Source organism: Coleofasciculus sp. FACHB-712 (genome assembly GCF_014695635.1).
In the GTDB taxonomy this organism is placed as follows: domain Bacteria; phylum Cyanobacteriota; class Cyanobacteriia; order Cyanobacteriales; family FACHB-T130; genus FACHB-T130.
In genome coordinates, this window is the sequence record NZ_JACJOQ010000595.1 from 1 (window position 1) to 20,168 (window position 20,168).

Sequence of the window (20,168 nt, forward strand, 5' to 3'; positions counted from 1 at the left end):
TTTGCACAAGAAGCAGGGCAAAAAATAATAACGGTGGAAGTTTATCAGCAAGCTAAACAACAGTTTGGGCAGTAGCAGAATTCGCCCGGAAGTTTAAGGGCGATCGTATTTTCAGTTGAGAGAGCGATCGCGTTTTGTCTCGGTTTTGCCTTAAGTATCGCACTCGTAAATAATTCGTGAAGGCGAGATCCCCGACTTCGAGAGAGAAGTCGGGGATCTGAAGAGCCGAAGCGCAACTCAAATAGGATTGCTATATCAGGCGACACACACCCAGTTGAACGTTTAAAACCCGCTATAGTTGAGCGTTGGATTGGGTGTAGTTGAAAATCCTGTGTTCGGCAAGCTGGTGGTGCCAGGAGTCGTGATTAACCCGCCAGAATTGCTTGTACTGGGAGTGATAGGATAGCTACTCGGCAAGCTGGTGGTGCCGGGAGTCGTGATTAACCCGCCAGAATTGCTTGTACTGGGAGTGGTGGGATAGCTACTCGGCAAGCTGGTGGTGCCAGGAGTCGTGATTAACCCGCCAGAATTGCTTGTACTGGGAGTGATGGGATAGCTACTCGGCAAGCTGGTGGTGCCGGGAGTCGTTATCGCCCCATTTGGCAAGGTTGTATTACTCAGGGGGGCGGGAGACTGATTTTGTTGGGTTGTAGCATCCGGCTGGGTTGTATAGACTCCGAACATCGTTGTCGGATCGGTGGTCGTTGTAGACTGTTTTGCCTCGGTCTTTTTGAGTGAAGAACGCCTAGTCGTGCCAGTCTCCTCAGAAGCAGTTTCCTTGAGAGTAGAGTTTTGATTGAGTTGGGACATGACTGGAATACTGACCAAATAACAGATTCCTAGAAATCCAGCGATGCCAACAAAACCTTTGACTAGATTCTGCCCCGCCGATGACTTTTCTGATTTTGATCTTGTTCGTGGATTCATGGGTGCTTCCTAAATTGAGTAGAGTACCCGCATGGTGAACAAACCTCTCACAACCCCGTAAATCTACCTATCGACTCCCCCTACACTTTAAGGAGTCTCCAAGGAGAAGTGCTATAAAATCAGGGCTATCTTTATCAATCCTTTAAATAAATCGGTTATTCTCGCCCGATCGTAAAGCTTCTGTGAAGTGCCTGTGAAGCGATCGCAGCACGTAAAAAGCCAGGAAATAAATTTCCGGCTTAAAGCTAAAGAAAGCTAAAGCTTACTGGTTAGCCGTTGGTTGACTGACAAAATTCAAGAAGCAAAACTTGCAAGACTCTCCAAAACTCTCAAAACCCAATCTACACGGAAAGATTTGTCAATCAGATAGCGATCGCATCCTCAGCGCTGCTTCACTCGCAACTTTTCCTCCAATTCTTTAGTTTCTCTGTAGCGAACTCGCGCACTTTCTCGTCTGGGTCATTGAGAGAGCGATCGTGCAACAGCGGTATAGTTTGGGGATGGGTGGGATAATTTTTGATAATTATCTCAAGTGCTGTTTGTCGAGGGTTGTATTGCCTGTCTTCCTTACGCTCAAAGGGGTCGTTCAGGGCGCGATCACACAAAAATTCAAACATCCAAGGCTCATCGTTCCAGCAATGGGCTAACATATCTACTGCAAACCATCGCACTATCCAATGCTCATCAGACTGAGCGCAGTATTTGACAATGCTCAAGGTTTCCGGCTGATCTTTCCAACCAAATAACTCATGTAATACTGCCTGTCGCAAGACCTCATTTTCATCAGACTGAGCAAGAGATTTGAGGATGGGTAAAGTATCAGGGTCATCTTTCCATCCACGGGCTAACTCCTCCATTGCTAAGTATCGCAGCTGAGAATAGTCAGATTCAGTATGAGATTTGAGGATGAGTAAAGTGTCGGGATCATCCTTCCAGCCACGAACCAACTGCTTCATTGCTGCATATCGCACATACGGCTCGTCATCAGACTGAGCGTGGGTTTTGATGATGGGTAAAATATCAGGGTCATCCTTCCAGTTACGAGCTAATTCTTGCACCGCTGCACGTCGCAAACTCTCCTCATCATTTGAGAGGGCGCGGGTTTTAAGCCAGCGTAAGGTGTCTGGGTCATCCTTCCAGTTACGGGCTAACGCCTGCACCGCGCTAATACGCAGCCCTGGAAGGTTGTGGTCATCCGATAGAGCGAGGGTTTTAATCCAGGGCAAGGTATCAGGGTGATCTTTCCAGCCATAAGATAACTCGTCAACAGCTGTGTATCGCACCTCCAACTCGTCATCTGATAGAGCGCGGGCTTTGAGCCAGCGTAAGGTATTTGGATCATCTTTCCAAGTTTTAGCTATTGCTGTAACGGCTTTGGTATGAATTTCTCGAACTAGGTTTGCCTCGTCATCCCAGGGTTCGTAAGGGTAATTGAAGTTATATTTAGTTAAACCTTTTAGCTGATTGAGGAGTTGTGTGGCGGTTGCCTCTAGTACCCAGCAATTTCTTACCTCTGAAAGACACTCAGCCGCCAGAAATAGATTGATAAACTTTTCCGCTTCGCCATTCAGAGCTATCAGATCATCAATGATTTGACCACCGAAGCTCGTATCAATCATTCCTACAATCAGCCGCAGCACTTCATGCCAAGACTCATCCTGCCAGTGCTTATCAAAAGCTTCGGTTTTAAGTTCTTCAAGCGTCAAACCCCCTTCAAGCCCCCGTTTCCCAAACTGCTCAACAAACTCACAGGCACAGAAGTATTCCAAAAATGTCCGATGCACAAAGGCATAGTAATCTGCACCCAAAAAACACAAAATAAAGTTACGGTGTCGCAGTTGCTCAATCAGTAACCTAGCAACCGTTCTCGCTTGCTCAACTTCTATAGTTTTCAGATAATCAATCAGAATCTTTTCTAAATCATCTGCTCTAATCAAGTTGCCAGCCAAACCTTTTTCACTAGCTTGCATGTGATAGGCTACCTGACGCAGTATCGCCTGCTTATCTTTATAGTCAATCGTTACCGAATCTACCCTCGGATTTTCTAGCAATTTCTGCTCCACATCCCATTGATGCAGCAGTAATCGCGAGGCTTGGTTGTAAAGTTCTGGTCTATCTCTGGGCAATTCTTGACTGCGGTTGAGTATCGCCATCATTGTCAGCAGCAGAGGATTTCCTGCCAGTTCTCCAATCGCTGAAGAAGTCTCGATTGCCCTTTGCAGTCGCTCCCGCTTCCTAACTTTATCTGCCTCATCGGTGAACGTTAATTCATGCCATCGATAGATAAAATCTTGAATCTGGTCTGACTCTAAATCTTGCAGCATGAAGTGACGAAACTGGGCATCTCGCAACCGTTGCGCTTTGTAGCCAATAATGCGAGAAGTGACCATTACCCGCGCCTTCGGATAATCATTTGTGAAGCGATGAATATCAGTAATTACCTCCTCCCGTTTCGCCGGATCGAATACTTCATCCAACCCATCAAACATTACCAAAACCTTGCCAGCTTTTAGCTGTTCGTGGAGTTCATGCTGATTGAGGCGACAGAAAATTCCACAGCCTTTGTGAAAGAATTCCAGAAAATCCTTGCACTCACTAGAGTCGCGATTGCGAATGTAAGTCCGCAATTCAATCAGCAACGGAATCGGCTGTTCAATGACCGTATTGAGAGGCGTTCTTGCCCAATTCAAAGCGATGTATTGCAACAATGTGGACTTTCCCGAACCCGGATCGCCCAAAATTACAACATAAGGATAAGTTTGAAAGTCATTAACAATATCCAGAACTGAGCGAATAGGCTGTTGATAATAAACCTCTTTGTATCGTTCCCACTCCTGGGGGTCAACATCTGCTTCGAGTTGATTACTCTCCCTCAGTCGTTTTTGATGCTCTTTAGGAATCTCGTAAAGTCGGGGTAAATATTCCTGGCATTCTCGCACGTTTTGTGCTAAAAATATTTGCCATACCTTGAGTTTTTCTCGATAGTCGTAAACACTCGTATCTAAACTATCTAAATTAAGATTCCCGTATCGCTCTTGCAGACCTTCCTGATACCGCCTCAAGTCAAATTCAGTAGGAATTCCAGCTAGTTCTTTAGTGTTTTCTTGAATAGCTTCTATATTTTTTGAGTCAAAGATAACCCGTAATTCAGGCAATTCTCGAATAATCGCTTTAACTTTTTTCCGGTACAGCTTGCCTACCAAATCCCAATCAAATTCTTCAGGTGGCAAAGGTAATAAATTAAGCTGATTCCAAGTTTGAGCTAAGGTTTTTGTATCTAGTGCCTGACAGTCATCTTTAAAAGCACTTCCCAGAATCTCTTTAACCGATTTGTCTTTAATAAATTCCTTTAACGGTTTGGTATATTGCTGCAATTGCTCATCAGTAACGCCTGTATCTTTTAATTCATCCTGTACCAGTTGCAGAAATTCTTTGATAGCCTTACCAGCCGCAACCTGACGAGGGTCTTTTTCCCGTAGCAAAACGTGTTTCAGCGAATCTTTGAAGAAATCTTTAGCAAAGTCTTTTGCTCCCTCCTTTGCCAAATCTTGCACAATGGGGTACACCAGACCCCCGACAGCTTGAGAAACTCCCCAGACCAATAACCAATCCACCATAATACTCACAATCTGCTGAATTCCGTAGACTACGAGTATAGCGAGTGCGTTGTCGCGATCGCCTTCAGCGTGCAATCGAAAGCGCGATCGCGACAACCAATTAGTATGGAGTTGATATCAGATAATTTTGATGCCCAGAGGTTTCTTATGAAAGAAAGCACCATTAACAAGCAAGCGAACATCTCTGCTGAGTCCCCGTTATGGGAAGAACTTGCCGATGAAGCCGCCGCTACCTGCGTCGGGGGAACTACGCTGACGGATCTTTTCGGCGAATTGGATAATGCGATCGCATCATCGCCTTTTTCAGAAGAAGGTAGCCAGTTTGTTGAGGAAAATAGCGGGACTATTCAAGACATCTTTCAAGGTTGGATCAATTATATTGACCTGATTAACAGCCTGGGTTGAAGCCTCTAGCACTCTAGCAATTCTCTATGGGATGGAGTACATAGCCCCACCCCTGCCCCTCCTACAAAGGTCGAGCCATTCAATATTGCCCCTCTCCACGAATGTCGAGCCACTCAATATTGCCCCTCTCCGTTCACGGAGAGGGGTTGGGGGTGAGGTTCCGAATCCCCCTCTCCTACTGCTTTACATAAAATCGCGGGGGTCCGTTACATATCCAGTCAACGCCGAAGCCGCAGCCGTATAAGGCGAAGCTAGATAAATGCCCGCCTCTTTATTCCCCATCCGACCGGGGAAATTGCGGTTAGTCGTAGAAACGCAAATTTCCGGCTCATTCAGACGCCCGAAAGTATCTTTCGGACCACCCAAACAAGCCGCGCAGGAAGGTGCCGCAGGCTCAATACAACCAGCCGCCAAGAAAATCTCTGACAAAGTTTGCCCTTCGTACTTCTGGGTGAATAAGTCTTCGTAGACTTTCTGCGTTGCCGGTACCAAATAAGTAGGAACTTTCACCTGCTGTCCCTTAAGAATACGGGCAGCGTACATAAAATCTGAAGTTTTGCCGCCAGTGCAGGAACCGATATAAACTCGGTCAATCTTGACATCCCGGCATTCCCGCGCCAAAGCACGATTATCTGGAGAATGGGGCTTCGCGACGACCGGCTCTAACTTAGAGACATCATAATGCCGATCCGAGTAGAAACGAGCATCAACATCCGTATAAACTGGCTCGAAAGGCTTATCCGTCCGGGCGCGCACGTACTCAAACGTCGTCTCATCCGGGGCGACAGTGCCATTTTTGCCACCCGCCTCAATCGCCATATTACACAGCGTCATCCGGTCTTCCATCGACAGACCGTTAATGGTAGTACCGGCAAATTCCAGCGCCCGATACGTGGCTCCAGCAACACCAATATCTCCAATGATTTGTAAGATCAGGTCTTTTGCCAACAGGTAATTTGGCATCTCGCCCTCAAAGACAAAGCGCATCGTCGCCGGGACTTTAATCAACAGCTTGCCGGTGCCCATAATGAAACCAGCGTCTGTGTTGCCAATGCCGGTGGCGAACTGACCAAAAGCGCCCGCGTTACAGGTATGGGAATCGGTACCAAACAGCACTTCCCCAGGACGGGTGTGACCTTCTTGTGCTAGGGCAATGTGACAAACACCTTTGTAATCGGGATTGGCTTTAAAGTCGGCTCGGTCGGTGATGTCGTAGAAATATTTAATGTCTTGCTCTTTGGCAAAGTCGCGCAGAATATCAACGTTGCGGTTAGCGCGTTCGTCGGCAGTAAAAATGTAATGGTCTGGAATCAAAACAATTTTTTCTTTGTCCCAGACTTTGGCATCAGCGCCAAATTCGCGCTTGAACACCCCGATTGTACCGGGACCACAAACGTCATGGGTCATTAACAAATCAACGTTAACCCAAATATTCTCCGCCGGTTCGACAATAGCCCGACCAGAGGCACGAGCCAAGATTTTTTCGGTGAGAGTCATCCCCATAGCTATTTTCCTCTTTCCTTGCAAAGACGCGATCGCTTTTATTTGATAATGCCTATTTTCTCCAGCCCTCTGTCATTCTATAACAATGTATTTCAGACAACTAATACTAAGGATAGATGTGGGCTGGATACCTGAAATGTTTTATTATCAACCTTTCCACGATTTTAACCACTCAAATTTATCAGGCAAAACTAAAAATAAGGGTTCAACGTTACTAGAGATAAATCTGAAGATAAATATAAATATTAAAACGCTTGTATTGTAGATTCATCAATCTACATTTATATCCCTAAATATTAATCACTGATTTTTCTGACGTTGTTAGTAAGGAATAATGGGTAATGGGTAATTGGTATAGGTAAAAACTTTTCAGTTCTAGAGACGCCATTATCGCCTCTAAATTTTGAATTCAAGAGCTTTCTTCAACTCAAAACACTCATTACCCATTACCCATTAACCATTACCACTTCAACAGATTAAACTGCTCCATGTCCACCGTCTCGCGGTTGCGATAGATTGACAGCACAATCGCCAAACCCACAGCGGCTTCAGCAGCTGCAACAGTAATCACAAAGACGGAAAAAACCTGACCTTTAATTTCTTGAGGATCGAGAAAATTAGAAAAGGCCATTAAATTCAGGTTGACAGAATTCAGCAGCAATTCAATCGACATCAGCACGCGAACAGCATTACGGCTGGTAATCAAGCCATAGATACCGATGCAGAAGAGGGCAGCGGCTAGCAGTAGAAAATACTGAAGTTCTAGGTGCATGAGTTTTCTTGGTTTCTATGTGTTGGTATCTGCGGGGAGTTTACCGCTTTCGGAGCCGACCGTCAAAAGTTCGCGAGGACGTTCCGGCAACGTTAAAGAGGTTGGTTGAGTTAGCTGAGGTGAAATTTCTTCTGGAATATACTCACGACGTGCCAGAACAATTGCGCCCACCATTGCCATCAACAACAACACAGATGCCAACTCAAAAGGTAGCAAAAAGTCACTGAAGAAATGCAGACCAATCTGCACAATGCTACTTTCAATGGGAGTGGTCAAGACCGCTAAAGTCCAGGGAGTTCTGATCACCATTGTACCCAGAAGCCCAAACAAGCCGATACAGACCAAAGCCGTTGATGCTTGGCGAATCCAGCGATTGCGAATGGGTGCAAAATCTTCCCGCTTGTTTACCAGCATGATGGCAAACAAAATCAGGACGTTAATCGCTCCAACATAAATGAGAACCTGCGCCGCCGCTACAAAGTCTGCATTGAGAAGAAGATACAGCCCAGCGATGCTGACAAAAACTCCACCCAGTAAGAAGGCTGAGTAGACAATATTAGTAAACAGCACCACTCCTAAAGCTGAGCCAATCATCATTAGCGACAGCAGGCCAAACGAAACAATCTGAACGCCTTCAGCTAGATTCATTTTTGTCCTTTGTCAGTAGTCAATCGTTTATTTGTCATTCGTCATTCATCATTAGTTTTTTACAAGTGACTAATGACGAATGACAAATCACTTTTATTTTTCCGTTTTTTGTTCCAGAATTTCCGCTGGAAGCTGACCGGGGCGACGGGAACCTTCTGGCAGGTCGTGCGGGTCCATGACGCCCTTGGGTAGGTAGACAAGTTCGCGCAGCGGCGTCACCATTGGGTCTTGCGTGACTTTGTACGGTAAACGACCCAGTGCCACGTTGTCAAAATTCAATTCGTGACGGTCGTAGGTGCTAAGCTCGTACTCTTCGGTCATTGACAGGCAATTGGTTGGGCAGTATTCCACGCAGTTGCCGCAAAAGATACAAACTCCGAAGTCGATGCTGTAGTGCTTGAGGAGTTTCTTTTTGCTTGCTTTGTCAAACTCCCAATCCACTACTGGCAGGTTGATGGGACAAACCCGCACGCAGACTTCGCAGGAAATGCACTTATCAAATTCAAAGTGAATTCGACCCCGGAAACGCTCGGAAGGAATGAGTTTTTCGTAGGGGTACTGCACGGTAATCGGACGCCGCCGCATATGGTCGAAGGTTACAGACAACCCTTGACCAATATATCGAGCCGCTTGGACGGTTTCTTTGGCGTAATCGCCAACTTGTTTGAGGAACTTAAGCATTGTTCTGTGTCTCTCTCTGATTAGAGAATCGGTTATTGGTGATTGTAGAAAAAGGTAATTTTTCCCACGACTTATTACCGATTACCGATTACCAATTACCCGCCAAAAGCAACGGGAAATGCTAATTTTAGGGCTGCGGTCAGTAGCAGGTTGACTAAAGACACTGGGAGCAGAAACTTCCACCCTAGATCGAGCAGTTGGTCAATGCGAACCCGTGGTACAGTCCAGCGCAGCAGAATCGCTATGAAAACGAGGAAGTAGGCTTTTAGGAGGGTCATGGTGATCCCCAGTGATGCATCAATCACCTGCAACCAGGGACTGGTTTCATTAACTCCTAGCCAGCCGCCTAACATTGAGAGGGGAATCGGAAATTCCCATCCGCCTAGATACAAGATTGCAACTAGCAGGGCAGAGAGGACGAGGTTGACGTAAGAGCCGATATAAAATAGACCGAATTTCATCCCGGCGTATTCGGTCTGATAACCGGCAACCAGTTCTTCTTCTGCTTCTGGCAGGTCAAAAGGGAGTCTTTCGCACTCTGCCAAAGCGGCGATCCAAAAGATGAGGAAACCCACGGGTTGCCGCCAGACGTTCCAGCTGAGGACGCCGTAGCCAGATTGCTGTTCTACGATGTCGATGGTGCTAAGACTGTTGGACATCATCGCGATCGCAAGAACGGAAAGCGCTAGGGGAATTTCGTAACTAATCGACTGCGCTGCCGCCCTTAAACCCCCTAGTAGGGAATACTTGTTGTTTGAAGAATAGCCGGACATCAGCAAGCCAATCGGCTGAATGCTGGAGAGGGCAATCCACAAAAAGACGCCCATTCCGACGTTAGAGATTACCAGGTTTTGCCCAAACGGCACAATCAGGAAGGACAAAAACACTGGGATGACGACGATGATTGGGCCTAGCGTGAATAGCAAGCGGTCGGTCTTGGCTGGGACAATATCTTCTTTGAAAACCAGCTTTAGACCATCGGCGACCGGCTGCAAAACACCTAGTGGTCCGGCGAATTCTGGCCCAATTCGCTGCTGAGCCGCAGCAGAAATCTTCCGCTCCAGCCAGACGACCACTAGCACCCCTACGGTAGCACCAATAATCATCAGAAACATCGGCAGCGGCATCCAAATGGCTTTGGCGGCACCTGCTGGGATGCCCAGATCCCTGAGGGATTGGATAAAAGTTCCTTGTAGGTCAATACCTGGGTTCATGTTTCCCGAACGAAGTAATTACTAGGACAATTCGAGACAAGATGTATCGAATCAATCTATCTGTTCTTTTGTGAAGATTTTTTTCAGCTACACAGCCTAGTATATCGTTGGAGCGCATCCAGCCCAGCGCAGCAAATAAGAAATTCTACTTATCCTTAAGTTAAAGTTTTCTGTGGTCAGGAAGAAGGGAGGCGCGATCGCTTGTTGTGGCGGGTGAAAGTGCGATCGCCTGTGTAATTATCACTGATACTGCTCGAACCAGACGGCTAAATCCGTCGGTGCCGTAAAATCCAACAGCGCCTCACCCAACTCCTCTAATTGAGCGATGGGTATCTGTTGAATCCGGCTCTTGCATCTGTTGGTCAACTGAGGCAACTAATCCCTACGAAGGTCAACCAATTAACAGTAAGCTTCCCCATCTACCCCGATTTTCGGAACCAGCGATCGCTCCTCCCGTCTCCGCCACAAAAAAAGCGCGATCGCTTCTCTATACAATTTTTGTCGGAAGCGATCGCGTTTTTTCGGGTTCTAGATGACTATCGTTGTTCTATAGAAATGTAGCCAGCTTCGCGAGAACCTTTATAAATTTGAGTCGGACGATAGATGCGGTTTTCTCCTAACTGTTCCTTCCAGTGAGCCAGCCAACCAGCAACACGAGCGATCGCAAACACGGGTGTAAACAAATCTGTAGGAATGCCCATCTTTCGGTAAACCAGACCCGAATAGAAATCCACGTTTGGATAAATTCCTTTTTCGCCTAATTTTTCCTCAAGTACCCTTTCCAACTCCACAGCAATGTCGTAATACTTATCGTGACCAAATTTCTCAAACAGTTGTTCTGCCAAGTTTTGGAGAATTGTCGCTCGCGGGTCTTTCACTTTGTAGACGCGATGACCGAAGCCCATAATTTTCGCTTTGCGCTGTAAGGCATCCTCTAGCCACGCACCAACATTTTCCACTGAGCCAATTTCTTCTAACATGGTGATGACTTCTTCATTCGCCCCTCCATGCAATGGCCCTGCCAAAGTTCCCACCGCTGAGGCAACGACTGCGTAGGGGTCGGTCAGGGTTGAAGCCGTCACCCGTGCCGAGAAGGTAGAAGCGTTCATCGTATGTTCTGCATGAAGCGTCAAGCAGACATCGAAAATCCGCGCCGCGAGGGGGTCGGGTTCCCGCTCGTTCAGCATATACAAGAAGTTGGCAGAATAGTCCAAGTCATCGCGAGGGCGCACGGGGTCGTTGCCTTTCCGCATCAGTTGGAACGCTGCCACCATTGTGGGAATTTTTGCTAGGAGGCGCACCACCGCTTCCCGAATGTAAGCAGGGTTATCTAAAGCGCGACGGGAGTAAAACAAACCCAAAGCAGCGGCAGAAGCTTGCAGCGCATCCATTGGATGCCCGGTTTCCGGAAAACACTTCATCATGTCCCGGATGCGATATTTGATCCGCCGATGATAGCGAATTTCACTTTCAAAGGCCTCAAGTTCTTCCTTCGTGGGGAGCGTACCCCAAATTAATAAATACGACGTTTCTAGGAAGGTACTCTTTTCTGCGAGGTCTTCGATGCGAATGCCGCGATATTCTAGTATTCCCTGTTTTCCATCGACATAGCTGATACTGGATTGGGCAGCGGGAATGCCTTCTAAACCTGGTTTATACTCGCAGACAGTCATGTTGCTACGGATTGGGTGAAGGGAACATACTCAAGTTACCTTACCAGAAACCGTTTTTGTAGTCGCTAGTTTTACCAGAATTTCTAAACGGGGATTACAACAGCCACTTGGGTGAGGAAAGCAAAAACATCTGGCTATGACCCACGGGAGACTGGGTTTCTGGAAGGCTTAATCCAATCATGCCTGCTTTTTTCAAAATTAGCGCTTCTTGGGTATCGCCCCATACCAAAATTTCTGCCCAATTTCCCAAGTTAGGTTGATGACCCACCACGGCTAATTGAGATCCACCCGCTCGCCGCCATTCCTCTAACCATCTCAGCCAAGCTTGGATGTCACCCCCAGGAGCTAAGTCGATTGATTCTTCTAGATGGGGACACAAACCGGCGGCGACGAGAATTTTGGCGGTTTGGCGTGCCCTCACTAAGGGACTGGTGAGGATCAGGTCGAAGCGCAGACCAATTTCATCCAGTCGTTTTGCTACTTTAGCGGTTTTCTTGCGTCCCTCATGGGTCAGCGATCGCGCTTCATCTTTGACGTCCTCAGATGGCTCGGCGGCGATTCCGTGGCGGATCAAATAAAGTTTCATAGGTTAATTGCTGATGGAAGAATGGAAGAGTCGCAATTTCCATTCTTCCACTCGCTTTTACTCCCCATGAAGCAGATGGTCTTTTGGGTTGACCAACCGAAGCAGCTTTTGCTTGATTTGGGTGTCAAAAACTTCCCATTTCATCTTGGCGTACTCAGAATTTTCATTGAAGCCGCCCAAGAACCCCATCGGAATTTCAAAGCCACCTGCGGAAAGTCGTCCGCCGCCAAAAAAGCGTCCTTGATTGTCTTGCCCAAAGGCTTCTTTGATAAACTCGTCAGGGTCGAGAGTCAGCTTGCTGGTTCTCAGGGAGCCAATTACGACTTCCAATTCTTCGTCTTCGTCGTGGACGATTCCGTAGACGACAGCCGTGTGGACGTTTTCTTCTGTCACGAGAAAGTCTGCCGCTTGGGGGATGGCATCCCGGTCTTCATAGCGAAGATAGCCAACACCAGCGATAGAGAAGTTATTTTGGACAGTGCGGTTGGTTAGCGATCGCTCGATTACATCCATCACCCGTTTTGAGCGATACGCCTGCAAGACTGCATTCAGCAGCTGGGCGTCATAAAAACGGCTGAGATACCCCGCAGCTAGAAAATCCTCTTCCTGAGCTTGCATCAGCCGGTTCGTGTCTGACCTCAGACCATGCATTAGTGCTGTCGCACATTTTACGTGTTCGCCAATACCGCTATCCAGCTTGAGCAACCCTCCTTGGAGGTACTGGGTTAAAATCGTCGCCGTGGCTCGTGTAGAAGGGCGAATATCCGTAAATTCAGCATGAAGTTCCGTCTGTATACTGTGATGGTCAATCACCACCGTAATCGGGATTCCTGCCTTTTGTACCCAAGGCAGCAATTGACAGGTCGTGCCCTGGTTATCAATCAGAACACAACCCTGATACACCGACAAGTCCTTCTCCTTTTCCTTCAGGCACTGGACGCCCAAGCGTTTTGCGGGTAAGCCTGTAAGTTTAACCAGAGCAATATTTTCTTGGTGGCTGAGAGTGCCAGCGTACACAATTTCGCATTGGATGTTGTACTGCTTGGCAATCAGTTGATACGCCCAAGCACCTGAAAGAGCATCCGGGTCGGGGAAATCTTGCAAAATTACCAGATGGCGATCGCCCCGGTGACGCTCTAAAGTCTGTCGTAGCGATTCCACGATTCTTTCCAGTGGGGGTTCGCTAGACCCTCTAGCTGAATAATTACCAGATCCATTCACTGTCTGTGTGGGAGCCGCCTCTGTTAGTTGAATTTCAACCACAGATTCCGAATCTGGCTTGGTGTCTATAGGCTTTGACTCGGCGGCGATTGGAGAACCATTGAGAGGCTTGAGCAAATTAGATCGCATATTATGGATAATGCAGGTGTGCAAAGCTATAAAATTAGTATTCCAGTTGCTGCAACAGTCTCTCTCCTCACGCTTCCTGCCAAGTATTTGACAGATTCAGTCAATCGCCCAAAGGGCAAAAAAAGCGCAGTACAGAAACCCTTGTAAATGCCGCGAAAGCTCGCCTCTTTACTGCGAAAACAGGTTTCCAGAGACGCCGTGATTACGCTTGTCTTGATATAGAGCTACCTATTCATAGATCTTGACAAAAAAACTGGTAAACGACACTCCCCCTGCGGTCGCGTTTTCCGGTCTTGACCTTTTACAGTTGCGCTCTTGCTCTTTCATGGCTACCGATTGGCAATGAGGGGTTAAGGAAGAGTGCAATGTTCCTCTGCCCCCAGTACTAGGGGCACCACCCGTACTTGCCAGTCTCTTGACTAGCCAAATTTTAAAACCCCCCGCAGTTGATTTAAATGCAGGGGGCTAAAGGCCGATCACATATTTTTTCCACTCCTGATGCGTACCACTTTTGAGGTGTTTCGCAACTTCAAAGTGCAGACTACTGTAAGGCTTGCGAGGCGGCTGCCGCAAAATCATGTTTGCTTCCTTGGGGGTGCGGCTGCCTTTATTAACATTGCAGCGCACGCAGGCGGTGACAATGTTTTCCCAGGTATCGCCGCCGCCACGAGAGCGGGGAATTACATGATCGAGCGTTAAATCGTCCCCGGTATAACCGCAATATTGACAAGAATGACTATCGCGGTGGAGGATATTTCGACGAGTCAGGGGAATTTCCTTATAAGGAACCCGGACATAGTAGCGCAGCCGAATAACCGTCGGGAGTGGAAACTCTGAGTAGACGTATTTGCCGTTGTGTTCAACCCGCTCTGCTTTCCCTTTGATCAACAAGACAGCAGCCCGCCGCCAGCTGGTGATGTTGAGCGGTTCATAAGAGGCGTTTAACACCAGAACCTTGCCCATAGGGTGATTGAGATATTGAGAAGATTTTTCCAGATGGTAACACAGTTAACCCAAACGCTGTCAGGGTCAAGAGATAGAGAGGGAGTAGGAGAGCATTCCTGTTTTCATTCAAACCTCAGACCTCACTCCTCAGCCTGCCGATTTCAGACCTCAACACTGCTATACGACAGCTTCTAACAGTTCTCTTAAGAGAAAACTATAGTTGAATAACACTTAAATTTTGTCTTTGAGTCCCGAAAATGCTTCTTCAACATTCCGTCTTTACATTAACTTTTTCTAATCGTTGCTATAAACGTGACTTATCCTTTAAATTAATTTTTTTTAAAGATAAAAAATCAATTTAAAAATATAAAAACTAATAACTGTATCAATAGATTTTTCAAGCGTTCTCTTATCGCAATCCTAATTTCAGTTGGAAGATGCCAGCCTTTCAGAACTCCGGCTGCTATAGGAAGTCGGGATTTTTTTTGCTTTGACGTTGCATGAAATTAGGCGAGCAATGCCTACCTGCCATACTTTTCGGGCACCCTGTTAAGATAGTACGGTTTCTAGGGGTAAAGAGATTGGTAGTTCTATGGTCATTGCCTTTGACATACTTTGACATAGATGATACCCCGCGCCTTAATCAGATGAAAGAGCATACTACTCAGCATTCACCCGCTTCTTGATGTAGGCTGAGAAGTCCTGTACGGGCGGCAATCATGCTAAAAAGCGCGCTGTGTAAAAACTTGCTACCCGCATGAATGTGACGTCTGCGTGACAGGCGTCACATTCATGCGGTATCCAGCCTCACTAAGTCATGAGGCGACTATCATACGCTATCAAGGTTTTCAATCACCAAATCCTCTAAAGAAAAAGTTTACATTTAGAATAAAGAATTCTCGATAGCACAATGCAAGTTCAAGCAACCAGTAAGCACTCAAGAGTTCTTAAGACATCCACACTTAAGGATGTCTTATTAGATACTCATCAGACTGAACCACTCATTAATTCAAACAAGCTGGTGCCGAAGATTCCAGATCCTCAGGAAATAATTTGTCAGTTTTTTTTGGACATTGTTAAACAATGGGCACCAGATTTAGTTCTGTATGAGTTTAAAACTTTATTTATTAATCCAGTCAAGGCGATTGGTTCAGCACATCTGCAAGCACTTAAAACAATTGTTGATTCTAAAAACGAAGAAGAATTTAAAAATACATTAAAGCGTTCTTGTTATATTCTTCTCAATAACTGGATATTGGCTCGCCACTACCAAGCCTTAAAAGATTTAATTCAATTAATTTCTAATTCTGCTAACTGTGATAGCATCTCATCTCCAAGTGTAAAATGTCTAAAAGCTTGGCTTGCAGATTTCGTTAATAGCCAAGATTACGAGGAGCTTAAGCTATTTGTTTCTAGATATGAAAATCGAGAGCAAGACCATTGGAAGAGCCGTTATACATCTTATTTGTTAGCGCCTCAGTATGTTAATAAGAAAAATTCTGAAGAACAGCGCCAAGCTGCTAAAGGCTTATCAAAGCAGTTGAAAGACCAGTTTAAGTTTGATCTGGCAATGTACACAGCTCATTCTGAGTCTAGGGGATTTAACAATAAGAAAAACCAAAATCCTACGGCTTTGGGCGATCAAGCACTCCGTTTAGTTAAAAAAGTTATCGCTAGACGCGGAATGTTTAGCTATGAAAACATTGCAAATATTTTTTTAAAACAAACCAAAGAATTGAAATACAAGCATTTTAAACAAGGCTTGCTAAAATATTTATTTTATTCGACTGAAAGTCAAGGTCAGGTAGAGACTTTAAAAACTAATTTGTGGAAAATATTAGAATTTATCTATAAAGAGGCTGATGAAGAAGAGATCAATAGCCTTCTGCTGATTAAAACCTGTAAACGGGTAATTGAATGTTTAACGATCAAGAATAATGGAGAACCTTCTTCTCTGTTCGTTTCATTAGCTTCTGAAGGAAAATCAGTTACTCTAGCAATCCTACTGCTGAAAATTATTCTAATTTGTCCTCCCACTCGGACTCATTTAGAAGTTTGTTTGGCTAAATTGATTCAATACTATGAAGAATATTCGCAAGAAGAATGTTCTTGGGTAATTAACTTTTTAGAAGTAATCAGAATTACTTTAACAATTTATACAGAAAATGTTCAATTCGATTTAGTCAATATGGAGGAAGATAGTCTCTCTCCGTCGGATAGTATGGATGGGAAGGGTTATCGAGTTTTTTCTCGGAAGTATCGGAAATAAACGGAAACTTGGTAGTGGCTCTAGAGGGCTACCTGTTTAAAGCGGGATGGTGGAACTTACTTCAATACTAATTTTTCCTTGTGATGCTAGCCATCAGAAATCCCAACCCTCTTCACAGAAATCCCAACCCTCTTCACAAGGGAGCAAAAAGAAAATCGTAAGTGTAGCGCCAGTAAAATGAATGGGTATAAGTTGGTAAACCTGTAGAGCTAGCGTTAGTAGACCTGTAGAGCGATCGCATCTACGTAGCGAGTCTCAAAAAATTACTCCACCAGGCTACAAAAAAGGGGCGATTGATGAATCACCCCTACCTGTGTGTTGATTTATACCATTTTGTTGTAGATCTGCCGCTTGTGCCAATTTTGAAGTTATGTTGCGGCGCTTGTTTGGTCGTCCAAACCCCCAAATCTAAAATCCAAACGAGGATTAATGGCTTGACGAAGCAAGCGGTTCCCCACCTGGGGTGCGTAACTCTTCCACCATTTCCTGTATTTCCAGCGGCGGTGGCGGAGTTAGACGCGAAACAACCCAGGTGACAACAAAGTTGATCGCCATGCCCAAGGTGCCAATTCCCTCAGCAGAAACGCCGAAAAACCAGGGTGACATTCCATAAAATTTGACACCCGCAATGTAGGAAATGGTAAAGATAAGACCGACTAACATCCCGGCGATCGCGCCTTCCCGATTTGTCCGCTTGTCGAAGATACCTAAAATGATGACTGGGAAAAAGCTGGCTGCGGCTAAACCAAAGGCAAAAGCCACCACCTGCGCCACAAAACCGGGGGGATTGATGCCGAAGTATCCGGCAATTGCGATCGCAAACCCGACCATAATTCGACCCACCATCACTCGCAGCGATTCTGACGCACCGGGATTAATGATGCGGTAGTAGATATCGTGAGCAACCGCACTAGAGATTACCAAAAGCAAGCCGGATGCGGTAGACAGCGCCGCCGCTAATCCTCCCGTCGCCACCAAGCCGATCACCCAAGGAGCGAGTTTTGCCACTTCTGGCGTCGAGAGAACGATAATATCCGGATCGATGCCGATCTCGCTGGTGGCTTTATCGGGCGTCAGCTGAATCCGCCCATCCCCGTTCTTATCTTCAAAAGTAAGCAGCTTGGTGTTTTCCCACTTGTTCACCCAGTCGAGTTGATGAATTTCCTGAATCGTCTGGTTGTGCAAACTGTCGATCAGGTTATAACGGGCAAACGTTGCGAGCGCGGGGGCGCTAGTGTAGAGTATCGCGATAAATAGCAGCGCCCAACCCGCTGAGTAACGCGCCGCACGGACATCAGGAACTGTGTAAAAGCGCACGATGACATGGGGAAGTCCCGCAGTTCCCACCATCAAAGCAATGGTGGTAAACAAAACATCCAGCATCGATTTGTTGACAAACGGTTTGGTGTATTCCTGAAAACCGAGGTCAACCTGGATTTGGTTTAATTTCGGGACAATATCGCTAAAAGGGAACGCCAGTTGGGGGATCGGGTTGCCGGTGAGCAGCATGGCGATCGCGATCGCGGGAATCAAGTAGGCAATAATCAACACGCCGTACTGTGCCACCTGAGTCCAGGTAATCCCCTTCATTCCCCCTAAAACGGAGAAAAAGCCGACAATCACCATCCCAATGATCACGCCAGTGCTTACATCCACTTGCAAGAAGCGGCTGAACACAATTCCCACACCCCGCATCTGTCCAGCGACGTAGGTCATGGAAACAAAAACTGCCGCCACAACTGCCACTAAACGGGCGACATTGGAGTAATAGCGATCGCCCACAAAGTCCGGCACCGTATATTTACCGAACTTCCGCAAATAGGGAGCCAGCAACAACGCTAGCAGAACATAGCCACCCGTCCAACCCATCAGATAGATCGAGCCATCGTAACCCAAGAAGGAAATCAACCCTGCCATTGAGATAAACGACGCCGCCGACATCCAATCTGCTGCTGTTGCTGCACCGTTGGCGATGGGTGGAACTCCACGTCCCGCCACGAAAAAGCCTGCACTTTCTTTAACGCGGGACTGCCAACCGATGTAGAGGTACCCAATGAAAGAAAGACTAACCAATAAAATAGTCCAGATTTCAACTGACATTCTTTCTCTCACTCATCGATATCGTATTTGCGATCGAGCTTGTCCATCTGCACGGCGTAGATGAAAATCAGCCCTACAAAGACAAAAATAGAACCCTGCTGTGCCATCCAAAAGCCGAGGGGAACGTTACCAAAACGCACCGCATTCAATGGCTCAACTAACAGAATGCTAAAAACGAGGGATACTAGCGCCCAAACGATCAAAAGATTCCGAATTAAAGCAGTATTGGCTCGCCAGTAAGCCTGACGTTTATCTTGATGCATAGATTTTTGCGGTTGCCAGAACCTCAAAAGAGAATAACTTGATTAGATTATCAGGAGTGGACGCGATCGCGCTCTTTTGATGCAGCCACCTAGCAGCGAAACATCTCGTAAAACTAAACGTAAAATCCCGGAGGGAGATAACTTCAGTTCCTACAAAATCCGGGTTTTTGAAGATTTACACTTACCTGCTCAGCGTATACCGCAATACTCCAGCTTCTTAAACTTAGGAAGTGGCAGAAAATCTGCGATCGCTTCCGAGTAAATACATAAATTGGGATTCTAAAAACAAAATGCAAAATTTTGTAAGAATTGGGATGAATACTCTGCATCATTAGTCGGAAGCGATGGGAATACTAATAAAAGATAACGGGGAGTAAACATCCAAGAGGGCTACTGTGAACAATCCCAAGCATCCAAGCGAACCGACTGAGCCGCTGGCGAAAGCAGAGTCCGAACTCAATGCATTTTTTAACCTGTCCCTCGATCTCTTAGGCATTTGCGGGCAAGATAGGTACTTCCAGAAACTCAACCCCGCCTGGGAGAGCGTTTTGGGCTGGACGCTGGAAGAATTGATGTCGCGCCCTTGGATTGAATTTGTCCATCCAGATGATGTTAATGCAACGCTAACCGCATCCGGAGAATCTGCTGACAATGCGATCGCTCATTTTGAAAATCGCTATCTCTGCCAGGATGGCAGCTATCGATGGCTGTCTTGGAGAACGTTACCGCATCAAAATGGATGCTTCTATGCAGTTGCCAAAGATATCACCGAGCATAAAGCCGTTGAGTTAGAACTACAACAACTCACCGCCCAAGTTAAGCAACAATCCACAAACCTCGACCAAATTCTCTCAGCTTCTCCAGATCGGATTTATCTGATCGATAGAGCGGGAAAATATGCCGATACTAGCGTTGCAGGTGCCAAGGCACTGGGGTTCCAGCGTAGTGACATAGTAGGGAAGACATGGCAAGAACTCGGCTTGCAACCGGAAAATATGGGGTCAATTGAAGCGCACCATCAGACAGTATTTTCTACTGGGCAACCGATGACTGGCGAAGCTTACCTTCCCGCCATCGAGGGTTTCAGGCACTACGAGTACAATAGACCTCTTGCACGAATCAGCTAACCAGAGCTAGCTCAAAGTTGATGATGCCTGCGAGTAGATGCACTCGGCGCGTAAAGTGCCGCCGTCGATTCCGATAGCGCTCAGCCAA

Annotated in this window: 18 protein-coding genes; 4 read left to right on the plus strand and 14 right to left on the minus strand. The window is 46.4% G+C overall.

Annotated elements, in window-relative coordinates:
* Positions 1-282: 282 nt before the first annotated feature.
* Positions 283-927 carry a hypothetical protein gene (locus H6F50_RS21670; protein ID WP_190430304.1) on the minus strand — a complete coding sequence of 215 codons (645 nt, stop codon included), beginning with the start codon at positions 925-927 and terminating at the stop codon, positions 283-285.
* 392 nt (positions 928-1,319) lie between these two features.
* Positions 1,320-4,544: a HEAT repeat domain-containing protein gene (locus H6F50_RS21675; RefSeq protein ID WP_190430315.1), complete on the minus strand. Its 3,225-nt coding sequence runs from the start codon at positions 4,542-4,544 to the stop codon at positions 1,320-1,322.
* Positions 4,545-4,691: 147 nt separating this feature from the next.
* Between H6F50_RS21675 and H6F50_RS21680 the strand changes: the two genes are divergently transcribed.
* The gene (locus tag H6F50_RS21680; RefSeq protein ID WP_190430305.1) at positions 4,692-4,949 is read left to right on the plus strand and encodes a hypothetical protein; all 258 of its coding nucleotides are present in this window, start codon (positions 4,692-4,694) and stop codon (positions 4,947-4,949) included.
* A gap of 183 nt (positions 4,950-5,132) precedes the next feature.
* On the opposite strand, the gene H6F50_RS21685 is transcribed toward H6F50_RS21680, so the two are convergent.
* From H6F50_RS21685 to H6F50_RS21730, 10 genes are all read right to left on the minus strand, one after another.
* Entirely contained in the window at positions 5,133-6,452 is a 1,320-nt protein-coding gene (locus H6F50_RS21685) for a 3-isopropylmalate dehydratase large subunit (protein WP_190430306.1), read from the minus strand.
* A gap of 460 nt (positions 6,453-6,912) precedes the next feature.
* On the minus strand, positions 6,913-7,224 hold the full coding sequence (gene nuoK, locus H6F50_RS21690) for an NADH-quinone oxidoreductase subunit NuoK (protein WP_190413505.1): 312 nt from the start codon (positions 7,222-7,224) through the stop codon (positions 6,913-6,915).
* A gap of 15 nt (positions 7,225-7,239) precedes the next feature.
* Positions 7,240-7,872 (minus strand): NADH-quinone oxidoreductase subunit J, encoded by a 633-nt coding sequence (locus H6F50_RS21695; RefSeq protein ID WP_190413503.1) that lies wholly within the window; start codon positions 7,870-7,872, stop codon positions 7,240-7,242.
* Between the two features lie 93 nt (positions 7,873-7,965).
* Positions 7,966-8,553 (minus strand): NAD(P)H-quinone oxidoreductase subunit I, encoded by a 588-nt coding sequence (ndhI, locus tag H6F50_RS21700; protein WP_190413501.1) that lies wholly within the window; start codon positions 8,551-8,553, stop codon positions 7,966-7,968.
* Positions 8,554-8,648: 95 nt separating this feature from the next.
* Positions 8,649-9,767 (minus strand): NADH-quinone oxidoreductase subunit NuoH, encoded by a 1,119-nt coding sequence (gene nuoH, locus H6F50_RS21705; protein WP_190430307.1) that lies wholly within the window; start codon positions 9,765-9,767, stop codon positions 8,649-8,651.
* A gap of 240 nt (positions 9,768-10,007) precedes the next feature.
* Positions 10,008-10,133: a DUF4351 domain-containing protein gene (locus tag H6F50_RS21710; protein WP_199292304.1), complete on the minus strand. Its 126-nt coding sequence runs from the start codon at positions 10,131-10,133 to the stop codon at positions 10,008-10,010.
* Positions 10,134-10,303: 170 nt separating this feature from the next.
* The gene (locus tag H6F50_RS21715; RefSeq protein WP_190430309.1) at positions 10,304-11,440 is read right to left on the minus strand and encodes a citrate synthase; all 1,137 of its coding nucleotides are present in this window, start codon (positions 11,438-11,440) and stop codon (positions 10,304-10,306) included.
* A gap of 94 nt (positions 11,441-11,534) precedes the next feature.
* Positions 11,535-12,026 carry a phosphohistidine phosphatase SixA gene (gene sixA / locus H6F50_RS21720; protein WP_190430310.1) on the minus strand — a complete coding sequence of 164 codons (492 nt, stop codon included), beginning with the start codon at positions 12,024-12,026 and terminating at the stop codon, positions 11,535-11,537.
* A gap of 57 nt (positions 12,027-12,083) precedes the next feature.
* Positions 12,084-13,376: a bifunctional oligoribonuclease/PAP phosphatase NrnA gene (locus H6F50_RS21725; protein ID WP_190413491.1), complete on the minus strand. Its 1,293-nt coding sequence runs from the start codon at positions 13,374-13,376 to the stop codon at positions 12,084-12,086.
* 465 nt (positions 13,377-13,841) lie between these two features.
* The gene (locus H6F50_RS21730) at positions 13,842-14,339 is read right to left on the minus strand and encodes an HNH endonuclease (RefSeq protein ID WP_190413489.1); all 498 of its coding nucleotides are present in this window, start codon (positions 14,337-14,339) and stop codon (positions 13,842-13,844) included.
* Positions 14,340-15,231: 892 nt separating this feature from the next.
* Between H6F50_RS21730 and H6F50_RS21735 the strand changes: the two genes are divergently transcribed.
* Positions 15,232-16,590: a hypothetical protein gene (locus H6F50_RS21735; RefSeq protein ID WP_190430311.1), complete on the plus strand. Its 1,359-nt coding sequence runs from the start codon at positions 15,232-15,234 to the stop codon at positions 16,588-16,590.
* A gap of 426 nt (positions 16,591-17,016) precedes the next feature.
* On the opposite strand, the gene H6F50_RS21740 is transcribed toward H6F50_RS21735, so the two are convergent.
* Together H6F50_RS21740 and H6F50_RS21745 are read right to left on the minus strand one after the other, a co-directional pair.
* Positions 17,017-18,690, minus strand: coding sequence for a sodium:solute symporter family protein (locus H6F50_RS21740; RefSeq protein ID WP_190430312.1), 1,674 nt, complete (start codon positions 18,688-18,690; stop codon positions 17,017-17,019).
* 8 nt (positions 18,691-18,698) lie between these two features.
* On the minus strand, positions 18,699-18,953 hold the full coding sequence (locus tag H6F50_RS21745; RefSeq protein WP_190413482.1) for a DUF4212 domain-containing protein: 255 nt from the start codon (positions 18,951-18,953) through the stop codon (positions 18,699-18,701).
* A gap of 79 nt (positions 18,954-19,032) precedes the next feature.
* On the opposite strand from H6F50_RS21745, the gene H6F50_RS21750 reads away from it, so the two are divergent.
* Positions 19,033-19,215, plus strand: coding sequence for a hypothetical protein (locus tag H6F50_RS21750; RefSeq protein ID WP_190430313.1), 183 nt, complete (start codon positions 19,033-19,035; stop codon positions 19,213-19,215).
* A gap of 133 nt (positions 19,216-19,348) precedes the next feature.
* Entirely contained in the window at positions 19,349-20,080 is a 732-nt protein-coding gene (locus tag H6F50_RS21755; RefSeq protein ID WP_190430314.1) for a PAS domain S-box protein, read from the plus strand.
* Positions 20,081-20,168 lie beyond the last annotated feature (88 nt).

Coding starts and splice junctions, on each gene's coding strand:
- H6F50_RS21715 (WP_190430309.1), bottom strand. CDS start 11,440: ATGACTGTCTGCGAGTATAAACCAGGTTTAGAAGGCATTCCCGCTGCC.
- H6F50_RS21740 (WP_190430312.1), bottom strand. CDS start 18,690: ATGTCAGTTGAAATCTGGACTATTTTATTGGTTAGTCTTTCTTTCATT.
- H6F50_RS21680 (WP_190430305.1), top strand. CDS start 4,692: ATGAAAGAAAGCACCATTAACAAGCAAGCGAACATCTCTGCTGAGTCC.
- H6F50_RS21725 (WP_190413491.1), bottom strand. CDS start 13,376: ATGCGATCTAATTTGCTCAAGCCTCTCAATGGTTCTCCAATCGCCGCC.
- H6F50_RS21745 (WP_190413482.1), bottom strand. CDS start 18,953: ATGCATCAAGATAAACGTCAGGCTTACTGGCGAGCCAATACTGCTTTA.
- nuoH (WP_190430307.1), bottom strand. CDS start 9,767: ATGAACCCAGGTATTGACCTACAAGGAACTTTTATCCAATCCCTCAGG.
- H6F50_RS21730 (WP_190413489.1), bottom strand. CDS start 14,339: ATGGGCAAGGTTCTGGTGTTAAACGCCTCTTATGAACCGCTCAACATC.
- H6F50_RS21685 (WP_190430306.1), bottom strand. CDS start 6,452: ATGGGGATGACTCTCACCGAAAAAATCTTGGCTCGTGCCTCTGGTCGG.
- sixA (WP_190430310.1), bottom strand. CDS start 12,026: ATGAAACTTTATTTGATCCGCCACGGAATCGCCGCCGAGCCATCTGAG.
- H6F50_RS21735 (WP_190430311.1), top strand. CDS start 15,232: ATGCAAGTTCAAGCAACCAGTAAGCACTCAAGAGTTCTTAAGACATCC.
- ndhI (WP_190413501.1), bottom strand. CDS start 8,553: ATGCTTAAGTTCCTCAAACAAGTTGGCGATTACGCCAAAGAAACCGTC.
- nuoK (WP_190413505.1), bottom strand. CDS start 7,224: ATGCACCTAGAACTTCAGTATTTTCTACTGCTAGCCGCTGCCCTCTTC.
- H6F50_RS21695 (WP_190413503.1), bottom strand. CDS start 7,872: ATGAATCTAGCTGAAGGCGTTCAGATTGTTTCGTTTGGCCTGCTGTCG.
- H6F50_RS21750 (WP_190430313.1), top strand. CDS start 19,033: ATGCAGCCACCTAGCAGCGAAACATCTCGTAAAACTAAACGTAAAATC.
- H6F50_RS21670 (WP_190430304.1), bottom strand. CDS start 927: ATGAATCCACGAACAAGATCAAAATCAGAAAAGTCATCGGCGGGGCAG.
- H6F50_RS21675 (WP_190430315.1), bottom strand. CDS start 4,544: ATGGTGGATTGGTTATTGGTCTGGGGAGTTTCTCAAGCTGTCGGGGGT.